19 protein-coding genes are annotated in these 18,104 nt (G+C 69.2%); 13 read left to right on the top strand and 6 right to left on the bottom strand.

Annotation, left to right across the window (positions count from 1 at the left end; genetic code table 11):
• The first annotated feature begins 7 nt into the window (after positions 1–7).
• Positions 8–673 (top strand): hypothetical protein, encoded by a 666-nt coding sequence (locus tag J3P31_RS02170; protein ID WP_210526742.1) that lies wholly within the window; start codon positions 8–10, stop codon positions 671–673.
• A gap of 1 nt (position 674) precedes the next feature.
• On the opposite strand, the gene J3P31_RS02165 is transcribed toward J3P31_RS02170, so the two are convergent.
• Positions 675–1,430 (bottom strand): cytochrome c biogenesis CcdA family protein, encoded by a 756-nt coding sequence (locus J3P31_RS02165; protein WP_210526741.1) that lies wholly within the window; start codon positions 1,428–1,430, stop codon positions 675–677.
• Positions 1,431–1,617: 187 nt separating this feature from the next.
• Between J3P31_RS02165 and J3P31_RS02160 the strand changes: the two genes are divergently transcribed.
• Complete coding sequence (locus tag J3P31_RS02160; RefSeq protein WP_210526740.1) at positions 1,618–2,457, top strand: sulfite exporter TauE/SafE family protein; 840 nt, start codon at positions 1,618–1,620, stop codon at positions 2,455–2,457.
• A 1-nt stretch (position 2,458) separates the two neighbouring features.
• Here the strand turns inward: J3P31_RS02160 and J3P31_RS02155 are convergent, their stop codons facing one another.
• On the bottom strand, positions 2,459–3,757 hold the full coding sequence (locus tag J3P31_RS02155) for a D-amino acid dehydrogenase (RefSeq protein ID WP_210526739.1): 1,299 nt from the start codon (positions 3,755–3,757) through the stop codon (positions 2,459–2,461).
• Positions 3,758–4,037: 280 nt separating this feature from the next.
• Here J3P31_RS02155 and gcvT point away from each other — a divergent pair, with 280 nt between their 5' ends.
• The 3 genes from gcvT to gcvP are packed head-to-tail and all read left to right on the top strand — an operon-like array spanning position 4,038 to position 8,377.
• A complete protein-coding gene (gene gcvT / locus J3P31_RS02150) occupies positions 4,038–5,168 on the top strand; it encodes a glycine cleavage system aminomethyltransferase GcvT (RefSeq protein WP_210526738.1) in 1,131 nt (376 codons plus the stop codon).
• Positions 5,169–5,177: 9 nt separating this feature from the next.
• Positions 5,178–5,540, top strand: a complete 363-nt coding sequence (gene gcvH, locus J3P31_RS02145) for a glycine cleavage system protein GcvH (protein WP_210526737.1) — start codon at positions 5,178–5,180, stop codon at positions 5,538–5,540.
• A complete protein-coding gene (gene gcvP / locus J3P31_RS02140) occupies positions 5,537–8,377 on the top strand; it encodes an aminomethyl-transferring glycine dehydrogenase (RefSeq protein WP_210526736.1) in 2,841 nt (946 codons plus the stop codon). The genes gcvH and gcvP overlap by 4 nt, the downstream gene beginning before the upstream one ends.
• Positions 8,378–8,407: 30 nt before the next feature.
• On the opposite strand, the gene J3P31_RS02135 is transcribed toward gcvP, so the two are convergent.
• Genes J3P31_RS02135 through J3P31_RS02125 form a run of 3 tightly spaced genes read right to left on the bottom strand, consistent with a single transcriptional unit; the run spans position 8,408 to position 10,931 of the window.
• Entirely contained in the window at positions 8,408–9,250 is an 843-nt protein-coding gene (locus tag J3P31_RS02135; RefSeq protein ID WP_210526735.1) for an amidohydrolase family protein, read from the bottom strand.
• 22 nt (positions 9,251–9,272) lie between these two features.
• Positions 9,273–10,118 (bottom strand): fumarylacetoacetate hydrolase family protein, encoded by an 846-nt coding sequence (locus tag J3P31_RS02130; RefSeq protein WP_210526734.1) that lies wholly within the window; start codon positions 10,116–10,118, stop codon positions 9,273–9,275.
• Between the two features lie 12 nt (positions 10,119–10,130).
• Complete coding sequence (locus J3P31_RS02125) at positions 10,131–10,931, bottom strand: SDR family oxidoreductase (RefSeq protein ID WP_210526733.1); 801 nt, start codon at positions 10,929–10,931, stop codon at positions 10,131–10,133.
• A gap of 228 nt (positions 10,932–11,159) precedes the next feature.
• Here J3P31_RS02125 and J3P31_RS02120 point away from each other — a divergent pair, with 228 nt between their 5' ends.
• The 5 genes from J3P31_RS02120 to J3P31_RS02100 all read left to right on the top strand — a co-directional run bounded on the left by J3P31_RS02120 (position 11,160) and on the right by J3P31_RS02100 (position 14,070).
• The gene (locus J3P31_RS02120) at positions 11,160–11,321 is read left to right on the top strand and encodes a hypothetical protein (RefSeq protein WP_210526732.1); all 162 of its coding nucleotides are present in this window, start codon (positions 11,160–11,162) and stop codon (positions 11,319–11,321) included.
• Between the two features lie 128 nt (positions 11,322–11,449).
• Positions 11,450–11,776 (top strand): TfoX/Sxy family DNA transformation protein, encoded by a 327-nt coding sequence (locus tag J3P31_RS02115; RefSeq protein WP_210526731.1) that lies wholly within the window; start codon positions 11,450–11,452, stop codon positions 11,774–11,776.
• Between the two features lie 63 nt (positions 11,777–11,839).
• On the top strand, positions 11,840–12,325 hold the full coding sequence (locus J3P31_RS02110; protein WP_210526730.1) for a lytic transglycosylase domain-containing protein: 486 nt from the start codon (positions 11,840–11,842) through the stop codon (positions 12,323–12,325).
• A 603-nt stretch (positions 12,326–12,928) separates the two neighbouring features.
• Positions 12,929–13,561, top strand: coding sequence for a cytochrome c oxidase assembly protein (locus J3P31_RS02105; RefSeq protein WP_368372999.1), 633 nt, complete (start codon positions 12,929–12,931; stop codon positions 13,559–13,561).
• Entirely contained in the window at positions 13,558–14,070 is a 513-nt protein-coding gene (locus J3P31_RS02100) for a CopD family protein (RefSeq protein WP_210526729.1), read from the top strand. Before J3P31_RS02105 ends, J3P31_RS02100 begins: the two co-directional genes overlap by 4 nt.
• Here J3P31_RS02100 and J3P31_RS02095 read toward each other — a convergent pair.
• Positions 14,040–14,555, bottom strand: a complete 516-nt coding sequence (locus J3P31_RS02095) for a DUF2231 domain-containing protein (protein WP_210526728.1) — start codon at positions 14,553–14,555, stop codon at positions 14,040–14,042. The two genes, J3P31_RS02100 and J3P31_RS02095, sit on opposite strands and share 31 nt — an antisense overlap.
• Positions 14,556–14,627: 72 nt before the next feature.
• Here J3P31_RS02095 and J3P31_RS02090 point away from each other — a divergent pair, with 72 nt between their 5' ends.
• Genes J3P31_RS02090 through J3P31_RS02080 form a run of 3 tightly spaced genes read left to right on the top strand, consistent with a single transcriptional unit; the run spans position 14,628 to position 18,021 of the window.
• A complete protein-coding gene (locus tag J3P31_RS02090) occupies positions 14,628–15,224 on the top strand; it encodes a cytochrome c oxidase subunit II (protein ID WP_368373004.1) in 597 nt (198 codons plus the stop codon).
• Positions 15,221–17,704 carry a cytochrome c oxidase subunit I gene (ctaD, locus tag J3P31_RS02085; RefSeq protein ID WP_210526864.1) on the top strand — a complete coding sequence of 828 codons (2,484 nt, stop codon included), beginning with the start codon at positions 15,221–15,223 and terminating at the stop codon, positions 17,702–17,704. Before J3P31_RS02090 ends, ctaD begins: the two co-directional genes overlap by 4 nt.
• Entirely contained in the window at positions 17,701–18,021 is a 321-nt protein-coding gene (locus J3P31_RS02080; RefSeq protein WP_210526726.1) for a hypothetical protein, read from the top strand. The genes ctaD and J3P31_RS02080 overlap by 4 nt, the downstream gene beginning before the upstream one ends.
• The last annotated feature ends 83 nt before the right edge of the window (positions 18,022–18,104 follow it).

Genomic DNA, 18,104 nt, shown 5'->3' with positions numbered 1-18,104 from the left:
GCCCCTCATGACAGCGATTCCGCGCGCCGCCCTCGTCACGCCCCTTCCAGGGTCCCTCATCGACTCGAGAGGCTGGCTCACCATGGCCTGGGTGGGCGTCCTCGTCTTCACCGCCGCCCTCGTGACACTGATGGCGCTGGGGCGCTGGGACGAGTTGCAGATGGCGGCGGCATTCTATGTGCCGATGGTCGCCGTAATGCTCGTCCCTCATGGCCTCCCCGCGCTGCTGGTCGCCGTCATAGCGGGCTGCTTCCTGATCAGCGGTGCCGGATGGGCCTGGGACTGGTATTCGCTCTTCTGGTGGTTCGACATCGCCCTGCACACTCTGAACCCCTTCGCGATCATGGCAGGATCCATGTTCATGTTCTGGAAGGCCGGGTTCCTGGCCTATGCGCCGCGTAAGGGCCGCTTCGTGCTGTGGGCCGCGGGATTGGGCCTCCTGATCGGCATCGTCTGGGAAGTCATCGAGTACACCTATCTGCCCCTGACCTGGCCCGACACGATCCTCGACATTGTCATGGACACGGCCGGGGCGGCTTTGGGCGGATGGTTCGCGATCTGGCTGATCGAGCAACGCGGCCTGGCGCTGGTCGGCCCGCGGCGCCTGGCCACCTTCCGGGTCCGCCCCTGGAGCGCCCAGCCCGTCCCGGTGCCCGTCCGCACGCGCCGCTAGGTCAGCCGATGGTCGCCAGCGCCGGGAAGTTCTGGAGCAACCAGTAGGAGAAGGCCGTGAACTGCCCGGTCAGCATCAGCAGACCCACGGTCCAAAGCAGCAGGCCCGACGTCCTCTCGATCCACGCCATGTGCCGCCGCATGCCTCCCATGACACCTTGAAGGCTGGGAAAGAAGGCTGCGACCAGAAGGAACGGGATCCCCAGCCCAAAGGCATAGGTCGCCAGCAGCGCGGTCCCACGCCCGATATCGGCCTCGGTCGCGGCGAGCCCCAGGATCGCCCCGAGGATCGGCCCCAGGCACGGCGTCCAGCCAAAGGCGAAGGCGAGGCCCAGCACGTAGGCGCCCAGCGCCGAACCGCCGCGGTCGCCCGCGTCCAGCCGCGCCTCTCGCGCGAGGAACGGGATGCGGATCACGCCGAGGAAGTGGGCTCCGAACACCATGATCACCACACCGGCGATCATGACGAACCACCCCTGGAACTGCAGGAAGGCCCGTCCCGCCGCAGAGGCCGCCGCCCCGAGCAGGAGGAACACCGTCGAGAGGCCCAGCACGAAGAAGGCCGCCGACAGCAGGGCGCGACGCCGGGCCGACCGGGCCTCGGCCATCTCGCCCACCGAGACGCCGCCCATGTAGGCCAGGTAGGGCGGCACGATCGGCAGCACGCAGGGGCTCAGGAACGACAGGAGGCCGGCCACGAGAGCGACCAGCATCGCCGGGATCAGGGTGGCGTCCAGTATCATGTCCGAGCTGAGCATCTGCGTTCCATCCCAGGGCTTTGGGGCAGCCTTACCCCGCCCGAGCCTCGCCGTCACCGGGACACCGCGTCACAAGAGGGAGCGCAGGTCCCCGACCGGCACTTCGCCTTGGCCCCGCAGAGGCCGACATCCCTTTCGCCTTGCCCCGAATCCCCTTACCAGACCCCGTCTTTCGCCGGAGCCCCTGATGCCTGGATCTGAACCCCTCGTTGACATCTTCTTCGACGTGCTGCCGCTGCTCATCGCGCTGCTCGTGGCTGGCACGCTGATCGGGTTCCTGGCGGGGCTTTTCGGGATCGGCGGGGGGGCCATATCGGTTCCGGTCTTCTATCAGCTCTTCTACGTCATCCATATTAGCGACGAGGTCAGGATGCCGCTGGCTGTCGGGACCTCGCTCGCCGTCATCATCCCGACCTCCCTCATGTCGGCCCGGGCGCATTTCCGACGCGGAACGGTGGACATGGATCTCCTGCGGCTCTGGGCCGCGCCCGTCATCGGCGGCGTGCTGGCCGGCGCACTCGTCGCCCGTTATGCAGAGCCTTGGATCTTCAAGACCGTCTTCGTCGGCGTCGCCGGCCTGAACGCCGTCAAGCTGCTGGCCGGCGGCGAAGGCTGGCGTATCCGGGATGGCCTGCCGGGACCCGGCCCGCTTCGGATCTATGGGCTGATCACCGGCCTGCTTTCCTCGTTGATGGGCATCGGAGGGGGGGCGATCACCAACCTCATCCTGACGCTCCACGGCGTCTCGATCCACCGGGCGGTGTCCACCGGCGCCGGGATGGGCGTGCTGATCGCCCTGCCCGCGACGCTGGGCTACGTCTTCGCGGGCTGGGGCAAGCCGGGCCTTCCAATGGACGCGACCGGTTACGTGTCCTGGCTCACCTTTGCCGCGACCGTTCCGACCACGCTGCTGACCACCCGCCTTGGTGTCGCGCTGGCCCACCGATTGTCACGGCGGGCGCTCGAGACGGCCTTCGGGCTTTTCCTGCTCTTCGTGTCGGCCCGCTTCCTGTGGGACCTGCTCTGACTCAGGCGTCGACCGGCACCAGATCGCGGCCGCCCCGTCGACCCTCGCGCAGGTAACGGGCGAGTCCCAGGTCCGCGGTCTCGATCTCGGCGCGCCGACCCGAGACGATGTCCGCCAGGACACGGCCCGACCCCGCCGCCATCGTCCAGCCCAGAGTGCCGTGCCCGGTGTTGAGGAACAGCCCCGCGACCGGAGTCCGCCCGATGACAGGCGTTCCGTCGGGCGTCATCGGACGCAGCCCGCACCAGAAGCTCGCTTCGCTGACGTCACCGGCCCCCGGGAACAGACCCTCGACCGAATGGGCGAGCGTCGCCCGGCGCGACGCTGGCAGGGACAGGTCGAAGCCAGCTATTTCCGCCAGTCCGCCGACCCGGATGCGATCGCCTAGCCGGGTGATCGCCACCTTGTAGGTCTCGTCCATGACAGTGGAAACCGGAGCCGCTTCGTCATGGCGGACGGGGAAGGTCAAGGAGTAGCCCTTCACGGGATAGACCGGCAGGCGCAGGCCCAGGGGGCCGAGCAAGGCGGGCGAGTGGCTGCCCAGCGCGACCACCACCGCATCGCCCGTCACGTGACCGCCGGAGGTCACGGCGCCGCGCACCCGACCACGTTCGACCAGAAGCCGCTCGATGCTGGTGTTGTACCGGAACTCCACGCCTGCCGCCGCGGCCTTCTCGGCAAGGCTGGTCGTGAACTTCAGGCAATCCCCGGTCTCGTCGCCCGGAAGGCGCAGCCCGCCGACGATCTTGTCCCGCGCGGCGGCCAGGCCCGGCTCGGCCTGTAGGCATCCATCGACGTCCAGGACCTCGAAGGCCACGCCGCCGTCCCGCAGCACGGCGATGTCCTTCCCCGCAGCTTCAAGCTGCGCTTCCTTGCGGAACAGCTGGAGCGTGCCCTGCATGCGTTCGTCATAGCGGATCCCGGTCTCGTCGCGCAGCGCCTGCAGGCAATCGCGGGAGTATTCGGCGAGGCGCACCATCCGCGCCTTGTTGACCTTATAGGCCTCGGGCGTGCAATTCGACAGCATCCGCGCCAGCCAGGACAGCTTGGCAAGGTCGGACCGAGGCTGGACGATCAGCGGAGCGTGCTTCTGGAACATCCATTTGAGCGCCTTCAGGGGGATACCCGGCGCGGCCCAGGGGGCCGAGTAGCCGGGGCTGACCTCGCCGGCGTTGGCGAAGCTGGTCTCGAGGGCGGGAGCGGGCTGCCGGTCGATCACGACCACCTCGTGGCCGGCCTGCGACAGGTACCAGGCCGAGGTAACCCCGATGACCCCTGCACCCAGGATGATGACCCGCATGTTCCTGCCGCTCCGCGATGTGTTCCGTGACGCAGGGAAACATATGGACCGAAGGGCCGAAGTGGATCGCAAAGTGACAGCCCTCGATCCCCTCTTTTGCAAGATTCCGCAGCCTGAGAGCGGATCGGCCGCAGCCTCTGCTGCTACCATCCTGCCTGACCGAAGATTTTTCGACCCGGCTCCGGCTTAATGACTCGCTTGGGATACAGCAGCCCACTTGCCAGCGGCGCGTCCGGGGCGCTACCCCTTAGGCGAAAGCGCCGGGAAACAGGGGAGGCGCATGGACGATCATCGTTCGGATCAACTGCGACGGCTGCCCTTGCACGACCTTCACGTCGCGCGGGGTGCCCGCATGGTGCCATTCGCCGGTTGGGAGATGCCGGTCCAGTATGACGGCGGCGTCATGGCCGAGCATCTTCATACCCGCACCGCCGCCAGCCTCTTCGATGTGAGCCATATGGGCCAAGTCCTTCTTCGGCCGCGGAACGGGTTGGACCATCTGACTCTGGGCCTTGAAGCTCTGGTCCCGGCTGACATCGCGTCCCTGCCCGAGGGTCGGCAACGCTATGCCCTTCTCACCGACGACAGCGGCGGGATCCGTGACGACATCATGGTGACCCATCGGGGCGATCACCTGCTTCTCGTGGTCAACGCCTCGATGCGCGAGGCCGACCTAGCCCATCTGCGTGATGGCCTGGGCGACAGCCAGGTCGAGGAAGTCGCTGACCGGGCGCTCCTCGCGCTTCAGGGGCCGGGGGCGGCGGCCGCGCTGGAGGGGGTGACCGAAGGCATCGGGCGCCTGCGCTTCATGGAGGCCCGGACCGTTCCCTGGGCGGACGCGGAACTCTGGATTTCACGGTCGGGCTACACCGGGGAAGACGGGTTCGAGATCTCGGTCCCGCGACGCGCGGCCGAGGCCTTCGCTGCCGCGATTCTCTCCCACCCGGATGTCAGGTTGGCTGGCCTGGGCGCACGCGACTCCCTTCGGCTGGAAGCCGGGCTTTGTCTCTACTCCCAGGACATAGACCGCACGACCAGTCCCGTCGAAGCAGGCCTGGGCTGGTCGATCGGCAAGGCGCGTCGCGTTGGCGGTGTCCGCGCGGGAGGCTTCCCCGGGGCGGATCGCATCCTGCGGCAGCTCGAACGGGGCCCGCGCCGCGTGCGCGTGGGACTCCGCCCGGAAGGACGTGCTCCGATGCGGGCCGGCACGGAGATCCTTGCCGCTCAGGGACATGTGGGGCGGATCACGTCCGGTGGCTTCGGTCCTTCGGTTCAGGCGCCGGTTGCCATGGGCTACGTCGATGTAGCACTCTCGGCGCCCGGGACCCCGCTCCTCGGCAAGGTTCGGGGCCAGGACCTCCCCGTGGTCGTGGCTCCGCTCCCCTTCGTCCCCCATTCCTTCCAGCGTTGAGGATACTGCATGAAGTTCACCGAAGATCACGAATGGCTCCGCGCGGAAGGCGACGACCTCGTCGTCGTCGGCATCACGGAACATGCGGCCAAGGAACTGGGTGACATCGTCTTCGTCGAGTTGCCGGAGATCGAGGCCATGGTGGCCCATGGCGACGAAGTGGTCGTGATCGAGAGCGTCAAGGCCGCTTCCGATATCCTTGCCCCCATCGACGGCGAGATCGTCGAGGTGAACAGCAAGCTTACCGAGAACCCGGGCCTCGTGAACGCCGACCCTCTGGGCGCCGGCTGGTTCCTGAAGATCCGCGTCGACGACCTTGCTGTCCTCGACGACTTCATGGACGAAGACGAATATCAGGACATGATCTCATGACGGCCTGGGCGACGAGCGGCTACGACCCCGATGATTTCGCGAACCGCCGCCACATCGGCCCATCCCCGGCCGAAATGGAGGAGATGCTGCGGACGATCGGGGCCGCGTCCCTCGACGCCCTCATCGACGAGACCATTCCAGCGTCGCTGCGCCAGCGGGATCCACTCTCCTGGGCCCCGCTGACCGAAGCCGGACTGCTGGCGCGCATGCGCGAGGTCGCGGCAAAGAACAAGGTCATGACGTCGCTGATCGGCCAGGGCTATCACGGCACCTTCACTCCGCCCGCGATCCAGCGGAACATACTGGAGAACCCGGCCTGGTACACGGCCTATACCCCCTATCAGCCCGAGATCGCCCAAGGCCGCCTGGAAGCCCTGCTGAACTTTCAGACGTTGGTCGCAGACCTGACCGGGCTGCCGGTGGCCAATGCGTCCCTCCTGGACGAGGCCACCGCCGCCGCCGAGGCCATGACCATGGCCGAACGCAGCGCAAAATCGAAGGCGCGCGCGTTCTTCGTGGCGGACGACCTTCACCCGCAGACCATCGACGTCATACATACGCGGGCCCGCCCCCTCGGCATTGAGGTTCTGGTCGGATCTCCGGATTCCCTTGATCCCGCAAGGGTGTTCGGGGCGATCTTCCAGTATCCCGGAACCTTCGGCCACCTGCGCGACCTGTCCGAGGACATGGCGCGACTCCATGCGGCCGGGGCGATCGGGATCGTGGCGACGGACCTGCTCGCCCTTACGCTCCTCAAGGAGCCGGGGGCCATGGGGGCCGACATCGCCGTCGGCTCCGCCCAACGGTTCGGAGTGCCGATGGGCTATGGCGGCCCCCATGCCGCCTTCCTGTCGTGCCGCGACGCTCTCAAGCGGTCCATGCCGGGACGGATCGTCGGCGTCTCGGTGGATGCACGCGGGAACCGGGCCTACCGCCTGTCCCTGCAAACGCGCGAGCAGCACATCCGGCGGGAAAAGGCGACATCGAACGTCTGCACCGCCCAAGCTCTCCTGGCCGTGATGGCAAGCTTCTATGCGGTGTTCCATGGCCCCAAGGGACTACGCGCCATTGCCGAGCGGGTGCACCTTGGCACTCATCGTCTGGCCCTGGCTCTGAGGGCCGCCGGTGCCGTCGTCTCCCCCGAGACCTTCTTCGATACCATCACCGTCGAGGTCGGCGTCGGACAGGCCGGCATCCTGGCTGCGGCCCGAGCCGAGGGCCTGAATTTCCGCAAGATCGGGACCGACCGGGTCGGGATCGCCCTGGACGAGACCACGGACGAGGGCGTGCTCCGCCGCGTGCTGCGGGCCTTCGGGATCGACGAGATGCCGGATGCGGAGGTGGGCCCCGCCATCCCGGAGCCGCTGCTTCGCAGCTCGGATTACCTGACCCATCCGGTCTTCCACATGAACCGCGCCGAATCCGAGATGATGCGCTACATGCGGCGTCTGTCGGACAGGGACCTCGCTCTCGACCGGGCCATGATTCCGCTCGGCTCCTGCACGATGAAGCTGAACGCCGCGGCCGAGATGATGCCCCTCACCTGGCCGGAGTTCGGCGGCCTCCACCCCTTCGCCCCACGGGACCAGGCCCAAGGCTACGCCGAGGCGATCGAGGACCTGTCGCGCAAGCTGTGCGAGATCACCGGATACGACGCCTTCTCGATGCAGCCCAACAGCGGGGCGCAGGGCGAATATGCGGGCCTCCTGACGATCCAGGCTTACCACCAGGCGCGCGGGGACGCTGACCGGACGGTGTGCCTGATTCCGGTCTCGGCCCATGGGACGAACCCCGCTTCGGCACAGATGGCCGGCATGGAGGTCGTCGTGGTCCGGACGGCGCCGAACGGGGACATCGACCTTGCCGACTTCCGGGCCAAGGCCGATGCGGCGGGGTCGCGCCTGGCCGCCTGCATGATCACCTACCCATCCACGCACGGCGTGTTCGAGGACACGCTGCGCGAGGTGTGCCGGATCACCCACGATCACGGCGGGCAGGTCTATCTGGACGGGGCGAACATGAACGCCCTCGTGGGCCTTGTCCGTCCCGGGGAGGTCGGCGCGGATGTGAGCCACCTGAACCTTCACAAGACCTTTGCCATTCCGCACGGCGGCGGGGGCCCGGGGATGGGGCCGATCGGCGTGAAGGCGCATCTCGCCCCGCACCTGCCCGGCCATCCGGAACTGGGGACCGAGGGGGCCGTGTCCGCGGCGCCCTACGGATCGGCGTCGATCCTGCTCATCTCCTGGGCCTATTGCCTGCTGATGGGCGGGACCGGGCTGACGCAGGCGACCAAGGTGGCCATCCTCAACGCCAACTACATCGCGGCACGGCTGAATCCGGACTTCAACATCCTCTTCACGGGTCACCATGGCCGCGTCGCGCACGAATGCATCCTGGACGTCCGCCCCTTCGCGGCCCACGGCGTCACGGTGGACGACCTCGCCAAGCGGCTCATCGACAACGGCTTCCATGCGCCGACCATGAGCTGGCCCGTGGCCGGCACCCTGATGGTCGAGCCGACCGAGAGCGAGACCAAGGGCGAGATCGACCGCTTCCTGACGGCGCTCCTTTCGATCCGAGGGGAGATTGCCGCGATCGAGCGTGGCGAGATCAGGGCCGAGGACAGCCCGCTGCGCCATGCCCCGCATACGGTCGAGGATCTCGTGGCCGAGTGGACCCGGCCCTATTCGCGCGAACAGGCCTGCTTTCCTCCGGGCGCGTTCCGGGTCGACAAGTACTGGCCGCCCGTCGGGCGGGTCGACAACGCCTATGGCGACCGGAACCTCGTCTGCACCTGCCCGCCCGTCGAGGCCTATGCCGAAGCGGCGGAGTAAGGGCCGGGGCTGCGGCCCCCGCCCTCGGGGTCAGGTCAGGCCGGTGTTGACCTTGTAGATCCGCTCGGCGTTCTTCCAGCCGACGGCTGCGCGTTCGTCGGCCGACAGGTCCCGGAGCACCGCTTCGGTCACGTCGAGCCAGGCCGGAAGGCCGCGGCCCAGGTTCACGACCGGCCAGTCGGATCCCCAGACGATGCGTTCGGGGCCGAAGGTCTCGAACAGATGGTCAATCCACGGGCGGAGGGTGACCGGGTCCCCTTCGCCCGGAGGGGCATAGGCCGAGATGCCCGACAGCTTGACGTTGACATGCGGCAGCGAGGCCAGCCGTGCCATGCCTTCGCGCCAGGGGTCCATGTCGCCCCCGGCGATGTCGGGCGTGCCGCAATGATCCAGCACGAACGTCATGTCCGGGCAGGCGGCGGCGAGATCGTAGGCGATCGGAAGCGTGCGCCCTAGGAAGTTCATGTCGAAGGGCAACCCACGGCCTCCGATGCGCCGGACATTGGCCCGGAACGTCTCGGTGGTGGAAACGTCGTCGGCCACCGTATGAAGGATCCGGCGCATCCCGACCACGCCCAGGTCGGCGCATTCGTCCAGCCAGGGCTCGAAGCCGTCGTCGGTTTCCGGGCGGCAGTTGGCGATCTGTCCCAGCAGCTCTCCCTGGCGGACGAGGCCGGCGATCCACCGCGATTCCGCCTGGAAGTCGTCGGCGTCGACTTCCATGAAGATCGAGCCCCGGACGCGCCCGCCATACAGCCGGCGCGCGTCGTCCAGCGTGAAGTCACGGCCGGCCAAGGCCGGCTCGTTCCGGGTCCAGGCATGGCCGGTGACGTCGCGCTGGATCAGGTGGAGGTGGGTGTCGATCAGGTCCATCGCGCGCCTCCTCCGGCCCGGGTCAGTTGTCGTCCACGCAGTCCTGGCGCTGATCGCCGAGGCCCTGGATGCCAAGCTCCACCACGTCGCCCGCCCGCAGGTAACGCGGCGGCTTCTGTCCCATCCCGACGCCCGGCGGGGTCCCGGTCGAGATCACGTCGCCCGGATGCAGGGACATGAACTGGCTGAGATAGCTGATCAGATGGGCCACGCCGTAGACCATCGTGCGCGAGGAGCCGTCCTGCATGGTCTGGCCGTTGACCCGGCAGTACATGGCGAGATCCTGGGGATCGGGAACCTCGTCACGGGTGACGAGCCAGGGGCCGAGCTGGCCGAAGTTGTCGCAGCTCTTGCCCTTGGTCCACTGGCCGGCCCGCTCCTGCTGGAAGTGGCGTTCGGAGACGTCGTTGGCGACCGCGTAACCTGCGACATGGTTCAGGGCGTCCGCCTCGGAGACGTACTTGGCGTGCGTCCCGATGATGACGGCGAGCTCGACCTCCCAGTCGGTCTTCTCGCTCTTGCGGGGGATGATGATGGGATCGTTCGGCCCGCAGATCGCCGAGGTGGCCTTCATGAAGATCACGGGCTCGGGCGGGACGGGGAGGTTCGATTCGGCGGCGTGGTCGGCGTAGTTCAGGCCGATGCAGATGAACTTGCCGGTGCCGCCGACGCAGGCGCCCAGCCGGGTGGCGGGATCGACGACCGGCAGGGTCGAGGGATCCACCGCGCGCAGGCGGGCCTGTCCTTCGTCGGACAGGACGGACCCGGCGATGTCGGGCACCACGCCCGAGAGATCGCGGATGGTCCCGTCGCTGTGCAGGAGGCCCGGCTTCTCGGACCCCCGATCCCCATGGCGCAGAAGCTTCATGCTCTTGTCCTCTCAGATGTTCGCCCAGCCGCCGTCGATGACGTGGGCCTGGCCGGTCGTGTAGCTGCTTTCGTCGGAGGCGAGATAGACCACCAGGGCGGCGATCTCCTCGGGTCGGCCGATCCGGCCCATGGGCTGGCGCGCGATGAAGGCCTTGCGCGCGGCCTCGTAGTCGCCGCCCGACTTCATCCGGCCTTCGAGGCTGGGACTTTCGACGGTGCCGGGGCAGATCGCGTTGCAGCGGATGCCCTGGCCGATGAAGTCGCAGGCGATGGCCTTGGTGAGCCCGATCACGCCCGCCTTGGTCGCGCCGTAGACGAACCGGTTGGGCGCCGCGATGACCGAGGAGGCCACCGAGGCGATGTTGATGATGGACCCGCCGCCATTCGCGATCATCGCCGGCAGGAAGGCGCGGCACATGCGGTACATCGCCGTCATGTTCAGGCGGACCGAGAAGTCCCACTGCTCCTCGTCGCAGTCGAGGATGGTGCCATGGGCGACATGGCCCGCGCAGTTGAAGAGAACCTGGATCGGGCCGACTGCCTCGGCCACGGCGTCGATGCTGGCCTTGTCCAGCACGTCGAGCCGGCGGGTGGTCAGCGAGCCGAGCGACCCGGCCGCGCCGCCGTCCGAGGCCGCATCGCCCCGCAGCCGGTCCCATTCCGCCGCAAGCGCCTCGAGCGCGGAGTCGCTGATGTCGGTGGCGATGACATCGGCCCCCTCGAGCGCCATCGCCAGGACCGAGGCCCGTCCGATCCCCTGCCCGGCCGCCGTCGCCAGGGCCCGCTTGCCGCTGAGCCGTCCCAAGCCCATCCCCCCATGAAGTGTTCACGGAACTGTGTCGCAGGCTTCCCGGGGGGATGCAACGCCCCTCGGGCCTGTGGCGAGGAGGTCACGCGGGCGCGAGCTCACGGCAACGTGGCCATGCGCGGGCGGGCCGAGTCGTGGCAAAATGGACCTCCAAGCGCCCCAGACCGGGGTCTCAGACCATATGCCGAGCCGGGACATCGTTCCCGGTCGTGGAGCAAAGGACGACAGCGAATGACACTTCAGCAGACCGGGTCCTCGCAGGGGACCGAGCAGCCCGGCGCGCCTTCGACGCGGCGCCCGCAGATGGACGCCTCGCAGCCCGCGACGCCCAAGACCACCGCGCAGGAGACGGCGGGCCAGGCGACCCTGTTCCGCGACTTCGCCAGCATCTGAGAACGGCCTCGGCGGCGCGGGAGGTCGCGGCCGCCGACGTTCCGGCACTCGGATCACCAAGGCGCAGGGACAGGGTCCCCGATCCGCTCCCGCGCCACCTCCTCCTCGACCTGCATGGCAGCGGCACGATGACGGCCATCTCCTCGATCCGGAATCTGGGACCCGCCACGGAGGCGGCCTTCGTTCGGGCCGGGATCCGGACGGCCGAGGAACTGCGGCAGCTGGGGGCCGACGCGGCCTATGCCAAGCTGCTCGAGGCCGGCGAGCGGCCGCACTTCATCGGCTACTACGTCCTGGTCATGGCCTTGCAGGACCGGCCATGGAACGCCTGCAAGGGCGAGGAGAAGGCCGCGCTCCGCGTTCGGTTCGACGCGATCAAGGCCGGGCATTTCGACGACGGCCTGTCGCGGATCGAGGCCGAGCTCGACGCCCTGGGGGTCGGACGCCGCAGGTGAGCCGTTGCGTCCTGCGATGGTTCCGCTAGGGAATCCGGAGCAACCCTGACGGAGCCCGACCTGATGCCCTCGTTCCCTGCCCTGCTTGCCCGGCGCGGCCTTGCCGTGCTGCTTCTCGCATCGCTGGCCGCCTGCGGCACGCCGCGCGGTCGGGTGGAGGAGGCGCCGGCCCATGCGGGCAACACGCCGCAGATGCAGTCGATGATCGAGCGGTACGCCTCCTTCCTGGAGATCCCGCCCGAGCTTCTGGACCATGTGGTCCGCGTCGAGAGCGGCTACAACGCCGGGGCCCGGAATGGCCCCTATTTCGGGCTCATGCAGATCACGCCGCAGACGGCGCGGACGATGGGGTATGAGGGACCGGATTCGGGGCTTCTCGATCCCGCGACCAACCTGCGCTGGGCCGGAGCCTATCTGCGGGGCGCCTATATCGTGGCCAACGGCAACCAGCGGCGGGCCTACGAATGGTACAAGAAGGGCTACTACTACGAGGCCCGGAACCGGCGGCTTCTGGTCAAGACGGGCCTGAGCGACCACGAAGTCCGCTGAGCACGCCCCCGCCGGAGCTGAAGACGCGCCCGCCGGAAAAGAATTCGATCCCGCGGGGCCTCTGGGTGGCCCGGGCCTCCCGGCGTGCGGGGATGGCGGGGCGGTCCAGTCCGTCCGGGTTCACGGCGCGGGCTTGAGTCTAAGGAGGGCGCGGGGCCCGGTATGTGGGCCTTTTCCAAGGCCGGATCGTGCACGGGCCTGATGGCCGCGCGATGGGGTCATGGGTCTCCGATCACCGGGGAGGGCGGCTGGCCGGCCCGCCCCCTTGCCGCAAGGGAGCGTCCGCGCCAGCCTGCCACCCGTCCCGGCCGTTGGGGTGGCTGATGCGGGCAGGATCCCAGACCAGCGTTAGCGAATCCTTGCGCCACCGTGCGTTGCGACCGCCCCAGCCCGGAGCCGAGCCACGAGGCAAGCCGGGGAACCGCGCGGCGACGGTGACGTTGCCCCGCAGGACCGGCCAGGCCCGGTTCGCTGGACCATCCGCCGCCCGGCGGACCGCCTGACGACGGGGAGAGGCCGCTGGATCTCGAGACGCTGAACCGGACCTACTGCGGGCCCGCGCCCGACCCGGCGGAGATCTGGCTGCGCTGGAACCTCGACCCGGTGCTCCTGGTCGGCCTAGCAGGGCTGGCCCTGGTCCTTGGGCGGAGCCGTCCCGGCGCCCTGGCCGTGGCCGTGCTGGCGGTCGCCTTCGTGTCGCCCCTTTGCGCCCTCTCGGCGGCGCTGTTCTCGGCGCGGGTCGTCCATCATGTCCTTCTGGTCGCGGTCGCCGCGCCGCTGATCGCGATGGCCTGGCCCGCGCGGCGGAGCACCGGGTCCGGCATGGCCGGATTTCTGGCATCGTCCGCGATCCTGTGGGCCTGGCACCTTCCGGCGGCCTATGACCTCGCGCTGTCGAACGTCGCCGCGTACTGGGCGATGCAGGGAACGCTGCTGGTCTCGGCCACGGCGTTCTGGCGGGCCGCGCTGGACCCGCGCCGCGCGGCAGGGTCGGCGCTGGTGCTGATCCTGGGCGGCTACATGCAGATGGCCCTTCTGGGGGCGCTGCTCACCTTCGCGCCCGAGGCCCTGTATGCGATCCATGCGGTGGCCCCGCTGGACTGGGGGTTCACGCCCCTGGCCGACCAGCAACTGGGCGGGCTGCTGATGTGGGTCCCGGCGGGCTTGCCCTTCGTGGCCTGGGGCGCCTGGATCGCGCGGCGCGGCTGGCAAGGCCTCGAGGGACGCCCGGCATGATCCCTTGGCTGGACGGCATCATCCCCCATCTGAAGGTGCTGCATATCGCGGCCCTGGCCCTGTGGTGCGGAGGGCTGTTCGCGCTGCCGCTCATGCTGGCGCGGCACGACCCGGCCATCGGGCAGGCGGATTATGCCCGCATCCGGCAGGCCACGCATTACGGCTACACGCTGCTGGTGACGCCCTCGGCCGTGATCGCCATCGCTTCGGGGACGCTGCTGATCTTCCTGCGGGACGTCTTCGTGGCCTGGATGTTCGCCAAGCTCGTCGTCGTGGCGCTGCTGGTCGCCTTTCACGGCTGGGTGGGGCACACGCTCGTCACCGTGGCCGAGACCGAGGGCGCGCACCAGACGCCGGCGCCTCTGGGACCGACGCTGATCCTGCTGGCGCCGGTGCTGGCGATCCTGCTGCTGGTCCTGGCCAAGCCCGAACTGGGCGAGATCCCGGTGCCGGGCTGGCTGCGGGAGCCGCGGGGCGCTCAGCTCCCCTTCGACGTCCCCAGGCGATAGTCGAACACGAGCTTGCCGCCATGCCAGCCGGTCGCCCCCACCACCAGCACGTTGAAGGCCGACAGGAGGATGCCGTAGGGCAGCACCGCGCTTTCGTAGCCCTGGAGACGGAAGCCCCAGTTCGCCCCCAGGAGCGCGAGCAGGAGCACGGCGATGACGAAATGCGTCCAGGCGGCGGCGCGGGCGCGGATCCCGGGCACGAGCAGCAGCTCCATGGTGCCCGAGGCCCCGGCGGTGAGGCCGAACAGGAAGGCCGTCCCCGCCGCCCAGACCCCCGCCCGCGCCCAGAAGACGTCGCCCGTCCACCAGTAGAGCGCGTCCGCCCCGAAGGTGCAGAAGGTGAGCGCGACCGGAAAGGCCACGGTCATCGCGTGGATCGGGTGGCCCCAGATGGCGATGCGGGACTCGGTTTCCTCGAAGCCCGGGTGGGCGCTGATCGGGTCGATCAGGGTCTCGTCCCGGGTCTGGATCTGGGTGTCGGACATCCGCGTCTCCTGCAGGGGGTCGGGGTCGTAACGCTCGCCGCGCTGGCGGGTTGCGAGGACAGGTTGTCCGTTGTGCATCCGGCGGGTCCGGCGGCGGCCACCATCGCGACCCTGTGGTGGGTCCTGCTGGCCGGGGCGGTGGCGATCTTCGGGCTGGTGATGGGGCTTTTGGCGCTGGCCTTCCGCCCGCGCGAGAGCACGGGCGGGGACAGGGTCTGGATCGTGGGGCTGGGGCTCGTGTTCCCGCTGGCCGTCCTGGGGAGCCTGCTGGCCTATGGGCTGGTCGTCGGGGAGCGGCTGTTGCCCCGCGAAGCGCCCGACCTCGTGACCGTGCGGGCCGAGGGACGGCAGTGGGCCTGGTCCTTTTCCTACGCCGACGCGCCCGACCGGGTGACCGAGGGCGTTCTCCATATCCCGGCCGGTCGCCCAGTCGACGTGGAGATCACGACCGTTGACGTGATCCACAGCTTCTGGGTGCCGCGCCTGGCCGGGAAGCTGGACGCCATTCCGGGGCACGTGAACCGGCTGCGCATCGAGGCCTGGGCGCCGGGGGAGTATGCAGGCGTGAGTTCGGAATACAGCGGGCCCGGCTACCGGGAGCACGTCTTCACGGTCCGGGCCCATGATGCCGAGGGATGGAGCGCCTTCCTGGCGGGCGGCACGCCATGAACGCCCTGCAGCGGCACCGCGCCCTGACGCGGATCTGGGCCTCGGAGCCCGGCTGGACGGGCTGGCTGACCACCGTCAACCACAACGACCTGGGGCGGATGTTCCTGGTCGCGGCGGCGACCTTCTTCGGGATCGGCGGCCTCCTGGCCATGCTGATCCGCGCCCAACTGGCCAGCCCCCGGTCGGCCTTCATGGGCCCGGAGGTCTACAACCAGGTCTTCACGATGCACGGGACCATCATGATGTTCCTGTTCGCGATCCCGCTGTTCGAGGGCCTGACCGTCTATCTCCTGCCCAAGATGCTGGGGACGCGCGACCTCGCCTTTCCGCGGCTCGGCGCCTATGGATTCTGGTGCTACGTCTTCGGCGGGTCGATGCTGGTCCTGTCTCTGCTGGCAGGGGTGGCGCCGGACAGCGGGTGGTTCATGTACCCGCCCCTGTCGTCCTCGCTGGGGTCGCCCGGGATCAACTCGGACGTTTGGCTGATCGGGATCACCTTCGTCGAGATCTCGGCCATCAGCGCGGCGGTCGAGGTCGTCGTGACGATCCTGCGCTACCGCGCGCCGGGCATGTCGCTGGACCGGATGCCGATCTTCGCCTGGTACATGCTGGTCGTCGCGGTGATGATCCTGACGGGCTTTCCGCCGATGATCCTAGGGTCGATCCTGCTGGAGCTGGAGCGCGCCTTCGGAATGCCGTTCTTCCAGGTGGCCGAAGGGGGCGACAGCCTGCTCTGGCAGCACCTGTTCTGGCTGTTCGGCCACCCGGAGGTGTACATCATCTTCCTGCCCGCGGCGGGGGTCGTCTCGACCATCCTGCCGGTGATGGCCCGGCGGACGCTGATGGGCTACGGCTGGATCGTCGGGGCGGCGGTGTCGCTGGGGGTGCTGAGCTTCGGTCTCTGGGTGCACCATATGTTCACCACGGGGATCCCGCACATGGGGCTGGCCTTCTTCTCGGCGGCCTCGACGCTGGTGGCGGTGCCGACGGCGGTGCAGATCTTCGCCTGGATCGGCACGCTCTGGACGGGCCGCCCGCAGCTCCGGCTGCCGATGCTCTGGATCCTGGCCTTCTTCGCGACCTTCGTGATCGGCGGGCTGACGGGGGTCATGGTCGCGGTCGTGCCGTTCGACTGGCAGGTGCACGACACGCATTTCGTGGTGGCCCACCTCCATTACGTCCTGGTCGGCGGCTTCGTCTTTCCGATGCTGGCGGCGATCTACTACTGGCTGCCGCACATGACCGGACGGCGCAGGTTCTTTCGGCTGGGAGAGACGGCCTTCTGGCTGATCGTCGTGGGCTTCCACGTCACGTTCCTGGCGGTGCACTGGGTCGGGCTCCTGGGCCAGAGGCGGCGGACCGAGACCTATGAGCCGGGCCAGGGCTGGGAGATCATCAACCTCGTGTCGTCGATCGGCGGGTTCGTCACGGCGATCGGCTTCGGGCTGGTGCTGGTGGATGTCGTGGTGAACGCGGCGGTGGCGATCCGGGGGTCGCGCGACCCCTGGGGCGCGGGCACGCTGGAATGGGCCATGCCGACGCCGCCCCCAGCCTACAACTTCGCGAGCCTCCCCGAGGTGCGGGGCCGCGATCCGCTCTACGACGATCCCGACCTGCCGGTGCGGATCGCGCGGGGCGAGGGCTTCCTCGGGACGCCGCGCGGCAACCTCCGCGAGACGCTGACGGTGGACGTGGCCAGCGGACGGGCGGCCCACCATGTCGTCCTGCCGGGCAATACGGCGCTGCCGATCGTCATGGCCCTGGTGACGGGCGGCGCGTTCGTCGGAATGCTGCTCAAGCTCTACTGGCTGGTGCCGCTGGCCGCCCTTGGCGTCATCATCCTGGCGATCCGGTGGGTCTGGACCCTGGGGAGCCGCACGGACCTGGGTCCGCAGGATGTCGGGCGTGGCCTGGCCCTGCCCGCGGCCCCGGAGGTCGAGGACCCGCCCGGCTGGTGGGGCACCCTGTTCCTGCTGATCGCGGATGCCACGCTCTTTGGGTCGCTGCTGTTCGGCTACGCGTTCCTTTGGACGGTCGCGCCGAACTGGCCGCCGCCCGCCTACCTGGAGCCGGGCGCGCTCATGCCCGCGCTGGCCGGAGCGGGCGCCCTGCTGGCCGTGCTGGGTCCACGCGTGGCCGAGCGGGGGCTGCGGCGGTCCGGGCAGGCCGGCGCGGGGCTTGGGCTGACGCTGGCCGGGGCCGTCGGAGCGGCCGTGGCGGCGGGGCTGGCGATTCGGGGTGCGGCCGATCCGCAGGCCCATGCCTATGACGCGACGGTCTGGGTGCTGGGGGGCTATGTCCTGTTCCACGCCGTCCTGCTGGCGCTCATGGTCGGCGTGCTGGGCGCGCGGGCCTGGGCCGGGTTCCTGTCGCCCCTCCGTTATGGAGAGCTGCGCATCCTGCGGCTCTGGGCAGATTACGGGGCGGCGGCGACCGTGCTGGGACTGGCGGCCGCGGGTCTTCCGGGGGCTCTGACGTGAACGACATCCTTCGCCTTTCCCTTCCGCTCACGGTCTGGCTGGCGGCGTTCAGCGCGCTCTACGGGCTGCACGGCGTCCTGTGCTCCCCACGCTGGGATGAGGCCGCGCTGGGCCTGGCGGCGGGACGCGGGGTGCTGGGACTGGCCGGGCTGCTGGCAGTCGCCGCGCAGGTCGCCCTGCTGCTGGCGCTCCGGTCGGGTCGCTTCGCCTCGCCGTCGGGATTCGTCCGGGCGACAAGCGTCGGGCTGTCGGTCGTGGCGCTGGTCGCCACGCTCTGGACCCTGATCCCGGTCGCCGCGACCTCGACCTGCCTTTGAAGGGCGCCCAGACCGGCCCCCCTCCTGACCGCACGCGTTTCCTTGACAGGCACGACCGAACCGGTGAATCTGAAACCGGTTTC

The organism is Rubellimicrobium arenae, assembly GCF_017916275.1.
GTDB classification, from domain to species: Bacteria; Pseudomonadota; Alphaproteobacteria; order Rhodobacterales; family Rhodobacteraceae; genus Rubellimicrobium; species Rubellimicrobium arenae.
Note: the sequence above shows the minus strand (reverse complement) of the source record. Positions and strands in the feature narration are given on the sequence as shown.